Here is a 12,329-nt window from a genome sequence, read left to right on the forward strand (position 1 = left end):
AATATACACAACAACCTCGATGCCACGACAAGTCGCCCTCACGGGGGACGGCGTATCACCCGTATGGCGGACGTACCCGCGCGGTCCCCGCCCGTAGCGTCCGCGGCGATAAACCGAACCCGAGGGGGAAACGATGTTCAAACTCAACGACGCGGTCAGATTCCGCCGCTCCGTCACCGGAGTCCTGCTGATCCTGGCCCCGCTGCTCCAGCTGATCGCCGTCCTCGTCGACCCCGGCACCTGGGGCGACGACCGCGAGGCGGTCAGCTTCGGCGACAACCCGGCGCTGGCGCAGCTGCAGTCCGCGCTCTACCACTGGTCCTGGATCCTGCTGCCGGTGGCGCTCATCGGCGTGCTGCACGTCGCCCGCAGGCGCGGCGTGGTGCTCGGCCACATCGGCGGCGCGATGTCCGTGGTCGGCTTCCTGTCCCTGTCCGCCCTGCTGATGATCGACCCGGTGGAGTGGTACCTGGGCCAGCGGAACCCGCCGGAGCAGGCCGCGAAGATCCTCGACGAGATCCTCAACCTGCCCGGCGTGATCTTCGGCTTCCAGATGCCGTGGATCTTCTTCGGCCCGATCGGCGCCGGCCTCGTCGCCATCGCGCTGCGCCGCGCCGGATTCGCGCCGTGGTGGGTCGTCGGCGCGATCCTGCTCGGCTGGTGGGCCGGCTTCCTGGCCCCGTACGGCCCGCTGACGGTCCCGCTCTGGGCGGCCCCCGCGGCCGCGTTCGGCTACCTGGGCGTCAAGGTCCTGCGGATGACCGACGCCGAGTGGATCTCCTACTACCCGAGCGCCGCCCCGGGCGTCACCACGCCAGACTCGTACGCGAAGACCACCGCCTGAGCCCGGTCCCGCAGGCTCAGCTTCATGAGCACCCGGGCCACATGGGTCTTGACCGTGGCCTCGCCGACGAAGAGCTCCCCCGCGATCTCGGCGTTGGTGAGGCCACGCGCCAGCATGCGCAGCACCTCCAGCTCGCGCGGGGTCAGCTCGGACAGCTGCGGCGGCCGGACCGGATCGTGCCGCCCGGCGAAGGACGCGATCACCCGGGTGGTCACGGCCGGATCGAGCAGGCCGTCCCCGGCGGCCACCACCCGGATCGCCTCCACCAGCTGCTCCGGCGGCGACACCTTGAGCAGGAACCCGCTGGTCCCGGCGCGCAGCGCCGCGTAGAGGTTCTCGTCGGTGTCGAACGTGGTGAGCATGATGATCTTCGGCGGGTGCGGCGTGTCCAGCAGCTGCTTGGCCGCCGACAGGCCGTCCAGGCGGGGCATCGAGATGTCCATCAGCACGACGTCCGGCCGGACCCGGCGGGCCAGCGCGACGGCCTCGACCCCGTCCCCGGCCTCGCCCACGACCTCCATGCCCGGTTCGCTCTCCACCACCATGCGCAGCCCGGCCCGGATCATCGCCTGGTCGTCGGCGAGCACGATCCTGATGGTCATACCAGTACCACTCCCTGGGAGGTGGGCAGCACCGCGCGGACCCGGAAGCCGCCCTCCGGCCGCGGGCCCGCGTCCAGGGTGCCGCCGAACAGTTCGGCCCGCTCGCGCATGCCGATGAGGCCGTTGCCGGTGGACAGCTCGGAGTCGGCGCCCTTGCCGTTGTCGGTCACCTCGATGGTGACCGAGAGCGGGTGGTAGGCGATCCGGATCCGGACGTCGGCCTCGCCCGCGTACTTGACGGCGTTGGTGAGCGATTCCTGGACGATCCGGTAGGCGGACAGGTCCAGGCCGGGCGCGAGCCGTACCGGCTCGCCTTCGATGGCGAGGGTGACCCGCAGGCCCGAGTTGCGCACGGTGGAGATCAGGCTCTCGACCAGGTCGAGGCCGGGCTGGGGCAGCGCCTCGTCCTGGGGCATGCGGAGCGCGCCGAGCATGATCCGCAGCTCGTTGACGGCCTCCCGGCCGGTCTGCTCGATGTTCAGCAGGATCGGGTTCTCGCCGCCCTGGGTGCGGCGCAGCGCCCCGGCCTGCATGACCATCATGCTGACGCTGTGCGCGACCACGTCGTGCAGTTCCCTGGCGATCCGGTTGCGCTCGGCGGTCACCGCCTCGGCGGCCCTGCGCTCGCGTTCGAGCTCGGCTTGCGTGGCCTGCTCGGCCATGCGCTGCATCCGGACCAGGTAGCCGCGCAGACCGAGCCCGGTCAGGTAGGCGAAGCCGAACATGACTGTAAGGAAAATTACTTCCTCAGGCGGCAGGATCCGGTGGTCGATGGCCCCGGAATCGAACACCAGGATGCCCGCCAGAGCCCACAAACCGCCAGGTCGGAACGGTAGTTTCGCGCCAAGCGTGTGGAAGGCGATCAAGAGGGAGATGAGCTGGTGAACTTGACAGCTCTCATGACCCTGCCGATGCCATACGTACTGCATGAGTACGATGCCTATGAACACCACAACGGGCGACTTACAGCGGAATGCGAGCAGAATCCCGGCTAGCAGAGCCTGGGGGATCCACCACAGCTCGGGGTTCTGCGCAGCGCCGTGAGCGGTCGCCGTGGTGAACGCCTCAACGACGCCGATCGCCGCCACGGCGGTGCCGATGAGGAGATCCACCTTGGAGATGCGGAAGGCCATGGGGGCAGATTAATCTGTCCGCGACGTCACGAGTAGCGCTCCATGGACCGGTTCAATCCGATTACAAGTGGTTTGCAAGCGCATGCTTGATCCTTGGCGGGTATCAAGTGAATGTCGTCACGGTGCCAGCCCTTGTCCGGCACTCGGCGCACTGCGAGTCTGGATCTGTTCCGAGTCGAAGAGGAGGCGGAGATGCCCCGCCTAGCGGTTATCGCGGGGCTCGGCGCCCTTGGCATGTTCACCATGCCCATGCTGCACCCCCACCCCAGCGGCTCGACGGACCGGGTCACTCCGGGGGCCGTGCGGGTGGAGTCCGAGTCCCATGTCTCGATCACGTTATTCGACGACCGCAGCAAGCTGCAGCAGGTCGTCCGAGAGTACGACACCGAACTCGCCGAGGGGAGCGGTTTCACCGTTACTCCGGACGGAGTGATCGTGACGGCCACGTCGGTAGTCCAGTCGGACCGGGACGCGCGGATCTACGCCGCGAACCGCGTCTTCGCCGAATACTTCAAGGTCAGTATCCCGGCCGACTTCGAGAAGCACACGATCAGCGACCCCGACCTCAACATCCGGCTGCAGGCCTGCTACCCGCCGCGCACCCAGAGCTCCACCTGCAACGCCACCGTGACCACGACCGTGACCGCCTTCCCCTACCTGCAGCCGCCGCTGCCGCAGGGGCTCAAGGCCGAGATCCTGCACGCCGGCGACTCCCCGGTGGCCCCGGCCGTGCTCAAGGTCGCCCCGGCCGGCAAGGACGGGCTGCCGACCGTGCCGCTCGGCTCCGTGCTGGGCACCACCGTGGAGTCCATCGACGTCATGACGCTGGCCACACCGCCGTCGGCCAAGGCGCCGCCGAAGCTGGACACCGCGCACTTCGACCCGCCGGGCAGCCGGTCTTTCAAGAAGGAGGACCAGCCCAAGGTCGACAAGCTGGTGGCCGCCCGCGACTCCATCGGCGGGGCGGTCATCGACGACTACAAGAGCGAAGTGGTCGGCCTGCTGGCCGGCGGCGGCAGCTTCCCCGCCACCGTGACGCCCGTGGAGGACATCAAGTCCGCCCTCGTCGCGGCCGGGGTGAGCGCGCGGCGCGGCCCGGTGGACGTGGTGTTCGAGAGCGCCCTGGCCTCCTACCACAACAAGCTGTACGCGGCCTCGATCCCCGTGCTGGAACGCGTGCTGAGCCAGCGGCAGGACCATCCGGTCGCCATCGAGTACCTCCGGATCGCCAGGACCAAGGCGAACACGGGCGAGGACGCGGGCACCAAGAAGCAGAGCGCCGCGCCCGTGGCCAAGCAGGCCTCGGGGGTCTCCCCGTGGGTCTGGGTGACCGGCGGGGTGGTGCTGGTGGCCGCGCTGGTGGCGATCGCCGTGCCGATGTTGCTGAAGCGGCGGCGCGGGGGGAACGGCCCCGGCGGCGGGCCGCCGCTGGAGAACGCGGCGCTGGTCACCTCCTGGCCCGCACAGACCGAGATGTTCCACGGCGGGGGCGGCTCGCACCCGTCGATACCGCCCCCGCCGCCTGGATCTGACATGTCACCACCACTCGGGCAGGCCCAGCTCGGGCAGCCGATGCCGGTCCAGGTCGGGCAGATGGGCATGCAGAAGTTCTGCACCCAGTGCGGCATGCGGCTCGGGCACGCGCACCGGTTCTGCGGCTTCTGCGGCCACGCGGCGGACATGCCATGAGCGACGGATCCCCGATTCCGGCCCTGGTCGGCCAGCAGCTGGGCGACTACACCATCGAGGCGGTCATCGGCCGGGGCGGCATGGCCACCGTCTACCGGGCCCGCGACCAGCGGCTCGGGCGGGCGGTGGCGCTCAAGATCCTCGCCCCGCAGCTGGCCCACGACGCCCGCTTCCGTGACCGGTTCGTACGCGAGTCGCGGCTGGTCGCCAGCATCGACCACCCGCACATCATCCCCATCTACGAGGCCAGCGAGAGCGAGGACCTGCTCTTCATCGCGATGCGCTACGTGGAGGGCAGCGACATGCGGCGGCTGGTGCAGACCCACGGGCCGCTGCCGGTGGCCCGCGCCAACCGGCTGTTCGCCCAGATCGCCTCGGCGCTGGACGCGGCGCACGCCAACGGCCTGGTGCACCGGGACGTGAAACCGGCCAACATCCTGGTGACCGAGGCCGACCACGTCTACCTGACCGACTTCGGGCTGACCAAGAGCGCCTCCGCGGAGGCCGGGCTGACCAGCCACGGCCACTTCATGGGCACGCCGCGCTACGTCGCGCCGGAGCAGATCCGCGGCCTTCCGGTGGACGGCCGCAGCGACGGGTACGCCTTCGCCTGCGTCGTCTACGAAGCGCTCACCGGGCAGCCGCCGTTCCAGCGGGACACCGAGCTGGCACTGCTGTACGCGCACGTGTCGCACGATCCGCCGCCGCTCACGCCGTACCGGCCGGATCTGCCGCACGGGGTGAACCAGGTGATGCAGCGGGCGCTGGCCAAGTCGCCGGTGGACCGGTATCCGACCTGCACGGCGTTCGTGACCGCGCTGCGGGACGCGATCAGCGGGACCGAGAGCGACCATCCGAGCCAGCCGAGCCAGCCCAGCAATCCGGGCGCGCGCAGCTGGCCGCCCCCGGCGGGGACCCAGTCGTCGCCCTACTACCCGCAGCAGTCGTATCCGGGCCCGACGTCGAATCCGCCGATGTCGTATCCGTCGGTGTCACATCCGTCGCATCCGTCGCAGATGTCATACCCGTATGGGCAGCATCCTTCCCATCCGAATCCTTCCTATCCGAATCCGTCGTATCCGACATACGCGCCGCAGACCGTGCCCAGCACCGCCGTGAAGAAGAAGTTCCCGGTCGGGGCGGTGATCGGCGGGGTGACGGCGCTGAGCGTGGTCGCGGCCGCCATCGTCTACGTGGTCTCCCAGAGCGGCGGCGACCAGAACGCCCCCTGGAACACCTACCCCGGGAACATCGCGGCGCCGTTCTCCTTCTCCTACCCCGACACATGGACCCTGAAGGAGTACACCGACCAGCACGTCACCGCCGCGGCGGCGGTGGAGGAGTTCGACGGCCTCTTCGCCGTCCCCGGCAACACGGACTGGTCAGCCGTGAACCCGATCATCCAAAGCTCCCCCAACCGAGCCACCGGCATGGTCGCCCAGACCACCGAAACGATCAGCACCTCCAACTCCACCGAAGACCTGCAAACCGGCCTCCAGGCCACCCTGCCCGGCTCGGTGGCCATCCCCGGCACCCCGGAGGCAACCTCGGTAGGCGGCCAGCCCGCCTTCAAGATGACCGGCGTCCTCAGCGACGGCGCCGGAACCGGCCGCCTCGACTTCCGCACCTTCCTGGTCGCCAGAACCGGAAAACCCTCCGCCCTGATCACCTTCTTCTGCCCCACCGCCAAATGCGACGACGGCATCATCAACACCATCGTGAACAGCGTGAAGTTCACCAACTAGGGAGAGCTAAACCCAATCGGTGACCAGCTGGATCGGGTCGAACTCCACCGGGAAGGGCACCGAGAGTCGGGCGGTGTCGCCTGCTTTGACTTCCTCGGCGAGGTCGTATTCCTCGTCGCCGAGCTGGTAGATGAACAGGCTCGGCGACTCCAGGAGCTCGATCCGCCAGTACAGGGGAATGCCGGCCGCGGCGTAAACCGCCTTCTTGATCTGCCGATCCCGCATCTGCGTGCTCGGGCTGACTATCTCTACGGCGAGCAAGATGTCCTTTGCTTCGAACATCAGTTCGGTGCTGCGCATGGCCGCTTTGGATACCACCACGAGGTCCGGGATGTAGTAATCCTGCGGACCCAAGCGCAGGTTGACCTCCAACATCGGCTTCAGTTCCGGTGGCGACGCCACCCGGAGAATCGTGGCGAGTTCCAAGAGAGCATCTTGGTGGAGGGGGGTTGGTGCGGGACTCACGAGCAGGCTCCCGTTGAGGAGTTCGTAGCGGTTCCCGTCCTCGGGGAACTTGAGCATGTCATCGACAGTGAACGGCGGCTTGCCGGGAATAGCCGTCCGATCGTCAGACATCGGCTCAGACATCGGTTCTCTAGCTGCCATTACGGTCACCCGCCAAGTATCGGGATTCTCGCGCTCCGTCACATGCTACTTCCCGAAATTCCGTAACTAAAAGTAGTCAAGCTATCACGACATTTCCCATTTTCGGATGCCTTGGTGGATGGCGTTGTGGGTTGCGCGGGCTAGGCGGCTGCCCCAGCGGGAGCGGGGGCCGCCGAAGGATTCGGGAGAGCCGTGGGTTGGGGCGGCGACGCAGATGGCGTCGGAGGCGGTGCCGGTGCCGGGGTAGCCGGATTCGAGGAGGGCCTGGGTTTTGGCTTCGGTGATGGTGATGACGGTGTTGACGAGGGCGGCGTCGGTGAGGGGGACGGGGAGGGTGGCGATGATGTTGATGGTGCCGGGTTGGAGTTCGGGGTCCACGGTGCCGGCGGGGGCGGCGGCCCAGGTGGGGATGCGGAGGCCGACGGTGGCCAGGGCGGTGGTGTCGTGGTCGGTGGCGTGGGTGTAGGCGGGGACGTGGGCGGCGGTGAGCATGCCGACGCCGGGACCGGGTGGGGAGATCTCGGTTAGGTGGGCGGCCGGGTCCATGCGCGAGTAGTGCGGGACGACCTGGGCGTTGAGGACCCAGTGGCGGGGGCCGATGCCGCCGCCGAGGGGTGCGGAGGAGATCATGCGCCAGCCGGGGCCGAAATGGCAGAGCAGGGCGGCGAGGTGCGCGCCGTCTTCGTGACGGTGGGTGAGGGTGACGCGCATCAGCGGTCCGCGGGGCGGATGAGGTGGATCACCGGGCGGCCATGGGGGTGGGTGACCTGGACGTGGGCGTCGAAGTGGCGGGTGAGCAGGGGTTCGGTGAGGACGTCCTGGGGTGGGCCGGAGGCGGCGGCGTGGCCTTGGGAGAGCAGGAGCAGGGAGTCGGCGTACTGTCCGGCCAGGCTGAGGTCGTGCAGGGTGGTCACCACGGTGAGGCCGTCGTCCAGGCGGAGGCGGTCGAGGAGTTCCAGGACCTGCTGCTGGTGGCCGAGGTCGAGGGCGGTGGTGGGTTCGTCGAGGAGCAGGATGGGCGCCTGCTGGGTGAGCGCGCGGGCGAGCACCACCCGCTGGCGTTCGCCACCGGACAGGTGGCCGAGCGGGCGATCGGCGAAAGCGGCCAGATCCAGCCGGGCCAGGACGGAGCGGGTGACCTCACGATCGTGGGCGGTCTCCCGGGCGAGATACGGGATGTAGGGGGTTCGCCCGAGTATCGCGTAATCGGCGACGGTCATATCGGGCGGCAGCAGCGGGTTCTGCGGGGCGTACGCGATCAGGCGGCCCCGCTCGCGCGGTTTCATCCGCCGGACCCCCCGCCCGCCGACCAGCACCTCGCCGTCGTGCGGCAGCAGCCCCATCATGGCCTTGAGCAGCGTCGACTTCCCCGCGCCGTTGGGCCCGATGACCGCCAGCCAGGCCCCGTCCGGTACGGCCATGCCGACATCCCCCAGCACCGCCCGCCCCCCGAGCCGCACCCCCAGCCCGCGCACCTCGATCACGTCTCCACCCGCCTGGTCAGCCGCAGCACCAGCACGAAGAACGGCGCCCCCACGAAGGCGGTCACCACCCCGATCGGCAGCTCGGCCGGCGCCAGCACGGTCCTGGCCACCAGATCCGCGATCACCAGGAACGCCGCCCCGCCCAGCAGCGACAGCGGCAGCACGATCCGGTAGGACCACCCGGCCAGCCGCCGCACCACATGCGGCACGACGATCCCTACGAACGCGATCAATCCGCTCACCGCCACCGCGGACGCGGTCGCCAGCGAGGCGGCCAGCAGCACGAACAGCCGCACCCGCCGGGCGTGCAGCCCGAGACTGGTGGCCTCGTCGTCGCCGACCGCCAGCACGTCCAGCAGCCGCCCATGCGCGAGCATGACGACGACCGACACCAGCGCGTAGGGCGCGATCATCACCAGTTGCGGCCAGCCGCCCCCGACATCCCCCAGGATCCACGAGTAGACCCGCTGCAACTCCTCGACCTTGAGCTGCTGCACGAACGTCTGGATCGCGGTCAGGAACGAGGTCACGGCGACCCCGGCGAGCACCAGCGTGGCGGTCCCGCCGCCCCGCCCGGCGGTGTTCCCCAGCGCGTACGCCAGGAAGACCCCGCCGACCGCCCCGGCGAAGGCGGCGACGGGCACGGCGCCGGAATCCCCCGTCACCACGATCACCAACGTGACCGTCAGCCCCGCCCCGGCCGCCGCCCCCAGCAGGTACGGATCCGCGAGCGGATTGCGAAAAACCCCCTGATATCCGGCCCCCGCGATCGCCAGCAGCCCGCCCACCAGCCCGGCGAGCAGCACCCGAGGAACCCGCAGCTCGAACAGCACGCCCTGCTCGACCGGCAGCAGCCCCGAGTCGATCGACACGAAGGGCAACCGATCGAGCAACGCGTACAGGACGGAACCGGGCGCGAGACCGGCGGCTCCGACCAGCAGTCCGGCCGCCATGGAGCCCAGCAGCACGACCACGGCCGCGCTGAGGGCCCACAGCCTGAACCTGTGCCGAGTCAATCAGCTCGTGGCCTTCTGCACGGCCTCGCTGATGCTCCTGGCCAGGTCGACGATCCTGGGCCCCCAGCGGGAGGCGATGTCGTCGTCCAGCTCGACGACCTGCTCGTCCTTGATGGCGGACAATCCCGACCAGCCCGGACGTTTGGCCAGCGTGCCCGCGTTCTGCCCGCAGCACTTCGTGTCCGCCAGGAAGATCAGGTCGGGGTCGGCCTTGGCGACGAACTCGGCGGAGAGTTTGGGGTAACCGCCCGCCGCGTCCGGAGCCTCGTCCGCGATGTTCTCCAGGCCGAACAGCCCGTAGATCTGCCCGATGAAGGTGAGCGAAGTCGTCGAATAGGGCACGACGTCGAGCTCGTGGTAGTAGGTGAGCCCCTTGCCCTTCGGCGCGGCCATGACCAGCTGCTCCAGCTGGTTCTTCATGGAGGCCACCAGCTCGGTCGCCTGGCGCGCGTTCCCGGTCGCCAGGCCGAGGTCGTTGATCTCGTCGTAGGCGGCGTCCAGGTTGGCGGCGGCGGGTTCCAGCAGGACGGGCACGCCGACCTTGCCCAGGCCGTCCAGCACGCCTTCCAGATCGTTGGCGAGGATCACCAGGTCCGGCTTCTCGGCGATGATCGCCTCGACGTTGGGCTTGAACCCGGAAAGTTCGGTCTTGGGCGCCTCGGCCGGGTGGTTGGACTGGTCGTCGACCGCGATCACCTGCGGTCCCGCGCCGATCGCGTACAGCGTCTCGGTGGCCGTCGGCGACAGCGACACGATCCTGCTCGGCCGCTGGGCGATGGTGATCGAGCCGTTCCCGGCGTTCACGGTCACCGGGAAGGCCCCGGCCGCGACGGACGGGGCAGGGGTTGGGGTCGCCGGGGTTTGAGTCGAGGGAGCGGCGGTGTCGGCAGGCTGACCGCATCCGGCCAGCAGGAGAACACCCAGCAACGCGCCCGCGAGAGCCTTGGGCCTCACGGATTCCTCCAGAGTCGCCGGGAAACGAGAGACCGCGTCATAAGACGGATCACCCTTTCCACGAGGGATGATGACGTCAGCGCACGATGCAGGCGACCTGGCTCACCCGCCCAGGGGAGGGCGGGACTGACAGTTGCGGGACAGCGCCGGGCTCAAACCGGACTTCGCTGCACGATACGCGTCGAACGAACGGTACCAATGTCCGGACGGCAGGCTTCAGCCAGGCCCCGACCGGGACATACGGGAGCGACTCCCGCAAGACCAGGACAGAGCTGGATAGGCTGGCTCGCGTGAGCGGGGTCCGGCGGCGTCTGGGGCGAGCGGTCCGGGCTACCGGGCGGCTGCTTCTCGGGCTGCTGCTGGTGCCGGTCTGCGTGATCGGTTCCGTGGTGTTCCTGCTGGCGTTCCTGTCCAGCGCCACCTTCGTCGGGCTGATCATCCTGCCGTACGTGGTGCGCCTGAACCGCTGGATCGCCGGGCGCGGCCGCAAAGTGGCGGCGGGATGGCTGGGCGACCCGGTCGTCGCCGAGTACGCGCCCATCCGGGGCGGCATCCTGGCCCGGGCCAGGATCGTCCTCGGCGACCCGATGACCTGGCGGGACGCGGGCTGGATGGCCAGCCACATCGTGATCGGCGTGATCATGGCCGGGCTCGGCCTCAGCGTCTGGGCGGCCCTCGGTTTCGACCTGTCCGTCCCGATCTGGTGGTGGGCGCCGCTCCCCGAGCACGCGATCTACCTGGTCGGCTTCGCCCTGGACAGCTGGCCCCGCGTGGCCATCACGATCCCGCTCCACTTCCTGGCCGTCGCCATCGCCGGCTCGTACGTGCTGCCCCTGCTGGCCACCGCCGACGCCCGCCTGACCCGCGCCCTCCTGGCCACCCCCGAGCGGGTACGGCTGGCGGAACGCGTCGTCGAACTCACCGAAACCCGCACGGCCGCCCTGGACGCGCACGGCGCCGAACTCCGCCGGATCGAGCGCGACCTGCACGACGGCGCCCAGGCCCGGCTGGTCTCGATCGCGATGCGCCTCGGCGTGGCCGAACGCATCCTGGCCAATGATCCGGACAAGGCCGCGGAACTCATCGCCGAAGCCCGGCTGAGCACCGAGGAGACGATGACCGAACTGCGGGACATCATCCGCGGCATGTACCCGCCGATCCTGGCCGACCGCGGCCTGCCCGGCGCGGTGGCCGCGCTCGCCGCCCGCTGCCCGGTCCCGGTGGCGGCCACCGTGGACGGCGTGGACCGGCTGCCCGCGGCGGTCGAGGCGGCCGCCTATTTCGTGGTCGCGGAGGCGCTCACCAACGTGGCCAGGCACAGCACCGCCGCCAGCGCCACCGTGCACGTGCACGGCGATGAGGCGTCCTTGACCCTGCGGGTGAGCGACGACGGCCGGGGCGGGGCCGACGAGGCGTCCGGCAGCGGTCTGGCGGGCATCCGCCGCCGGGTCGCCGCCTTCGACGGCAGGACCGAGCTGTCCAGCCCGCCCGGCGGGCCCACCACCCTGACCGTGGAGCTGCCGTGCGGGTAGTCATCGTCGAGGACAACGTGCTGCTGGCCGAGGGCCTGGCGCTGCTGCTGCGCACCGAGGGCCACCAGGTCGCCGCGACCGTCGACACCGCGCCCGCCTTCCTGGCGGCCATCGAGGAGCACCGCCCGGACATCGCCGTCGTCGACGTACGGCTCCCGCCGACCTTCCGCGACGAGGGCGTGCGCGCGGCCATCGAGGTGCGCCGCCGCCACCCCAGGCAGCCCCTCCTGGTCCTGTCGCAGTATGTCGAGCAGACCTACGCCACCGAGCTCCTGGCCGAGGGCGGCGGCGGCATCGGCTACCTGCTCAAGGACCGGGTCAGCCGGGTCTCGGAGTTCGTGGACGCGCTGGCCCGGGTCGCCGCCGGCGGCACCGCGATGGACCCCGAGGTGATCTCCCAGCTGCTCACCCGCAGCCGGGTGGATCACCCGGTGGACACGCTCTCCCCGCGCGAGCACGAGGTCCTGGGCCTGATGGCGGAGGGCCGCTCCAACGGCGACATCGCCGACCTGCTCACGGTCACCGAACGCGCGGTGCACAAGCACGTCGGCAACATCTTCATGAAGCTCGGCCTGCCGCCCAGCGACAGCGGCCACCGCCGGGTGCTCGCCGTCCTGAGCTACCTCTCCAAGGTGTAGCCCGCTACACCCTTAAGGGTGCGCAGCATCGCACGATCAAGAAGGGGGTCTGCCCTGCCGCGCGGAAGGCCGGGACTCGGGAGGCT

General features: G+C 69.9%; 12 protein-coding genes. 5 read left to right on the forward strand and 7 right to left on the reverse strand.

Going from position 1 to position 12,329, the window contains the following annotated elements:
* Window positions 1–133: 133 nt before the first annotated feature.
* Complete coding sequence (locus Aple_RS25490; protein ID WP_155347222.1) at window positions 134–844, forward strand: hypothetical protein; 711 nt, start codon at window positions 134–136, stop codon at window positions 842–844.
* Here the strand turns inward: Aple_RS25490 and Aple_RS25495 are convergent.
* Both Aple_RS25495 and Aple_RS25500 read right to left on the reverse strand, forming a co-directional pair.
* The gene (locus tag Aple_RS25495; protein WP_155347223.1) at window positions 784–1,446 is read right to left on the reverse strand and encodes a response regulator; all 663 of its coding nucleotides are present in this window, start codon (window positions 1,444–1,446) and stop codon (window positions 784–786) included. The genes Aple_RS25490 and Aple_RS25495 overlap by 61 nt on opposite strands.
* On the reverse strand, window positions 1,443–2,579 hold the full coding sequence (locus Aple_RS25500) for a sensor histidine kinase (protein ID WP_155347224.1): 1,137 nt from the start codon (window positions 2,577–2,579) through the stop codon (window positions 1,443–1,445). Before Aple_RS25500 ends, Aple_RS25495 begins: the two co-directional genes overlap by 4 nt.
* A gap of 192 nt (window positions 2,580–2,771) precedes the next feature.
* Between Aple_RS25500 and Aple_RS25505 the strand changes: the two genes are divergently transcribed.
* Both Aple_RS25505 and Aple_RS55630 read left to right on the forward strand, forming a co-directional pair.
* Window positions 2,772–4,268, forward strand: coding sequence for a S1C family serine protease (locus Aple_RS25505; protein ID WP_155347225.1), 1,497 nt, complete (start codon window positions 2,772–2,774; stop codon window positions 4,266–4,268).
* Window positions 4,265–6,013, forward strand: a complete 1,749-nt coding sequence (locus Aple_RS55630) for a serine/threonine-protein kinase (protein WP_281361611.1) — start codon at window positions 4,265–4,267, stop codon at window positions 6,011–6,013. Before Aple_RS25505 ends, Aple_RS55630 begins: the two co-directional genes overlap by 4 nt.
* Window positions 6,014–6,019: 6 nt before the next feature.
* On the opposite strand, the gene Aple_RS25515 is transcribed toward Aple_RS55630, so the two are convergent.
* From Aple_RS25515 to Aple_RS25535, 5 genes are read right to left on the reverse strand one after another with little or no spacing between them, the layout of a single operon-like run.
* Window positions 6,020–6,661 carry a Uma2 family endonuclease gene (locus Aple_RS25515; RefSeq protein WP_155347226.1) on the reverse strand — a complete coding sequence of 214 codons (642 nt, stop codon included), beginning with the start codon at window positions 6,659–6,661 and terminating at the stop codon, window positions 6,020–6,022.
* 42 nt (window positions 6,662–6,703) lie between these two features.
* A complete protein-coding gene (locus tag Aple_RS25520) occupies window positions 6,704–7,330 on the reverse strand; it encodes an adenosylcobinamide amidohydrolase (RefSeq protein WP_155347227.1) in 627 nt (208 codons plus the stop codon).
* Window positions 7,330–8,103: an ABC transporter ATP-binding protein gene (locus Aple_RS25525; protein WP_246264766.1), complete on the reverse strand. Its 774-nt coding sequence runs from the start codon at window positions 8,101–8,103 to the stop codon at window positions 7,330–7,332. Before Aple_RS25525 ends, Aple_RS25520 begins: the two co-directional genes overlap by 1 nt.
* Window positions 8,100–9,119: a FecCD family ABC transporter permease gene (locus tag Aple_RS25530; protein WP_373869628.1), complete on the reverse strand. Its 1,020-nt coding sequence runs from the start codon at window positions 9,117–9,119 to the stop codon at window positions 8,100–8,102. Before Aple_RS25530 ends, Aple_RS25525 begins: the two co-directional genes overlap by 4 nt.
* Window positions 9,120–10,073 (reverse strand): ABC transporter substrate-binding protein, encoded by a 954-nt coding sequence (locus Aple_RS25535; protein WP_155347228.1) that lies wholly within the window; start codon window positions 10,071–10,073, stop codon window positions 9,120–9,122.
* 290 nt (window positions 10,074–10,363) lie between these two features.
* Here Aple_RS25535 and Aple_RS25540 point away from each other — a divergent pair, with 290 nt between their 5' ends.
* Complete coding sequence (locus Aple_RS25540) at window positions 10,364–11,605, forward strand: sensor histidine kinase (protein WP_218038503.1); 1,242 nt, start codon at window positions 10,364–10,366, stop codon at window positions 11,603–11,605.
* The gene (locus tag Aple_RS25545; protein WP_155347230.1) at window positions 11,596–12,243 is read left to right on the forward strand and encodes a response regulator; all 648 of its coding nucleotides are present in this window, start codon (window positions 11,596–11,598) and stop codon (window positions 12,241–12,243) included. The genes Aple_RS25540 and Aple_RS25545 overlap by 10 nt, the downstream gene beginning before the upstream one ends.
* Window positions 12,244–12,329: the final 86 nt, after the last annotated feature.

The organism is Acrocarpospora pleiomorpha (genome assembly GCF_009687885.1).
Taxonomy (GTDB): domain Bacteria; phylum Actinomycetota; class Actinomycetes; order Streptosporangiales; family Streptosporangiaceae; genus Acrocarpospora; species Acrocarpospora pleiomorpha.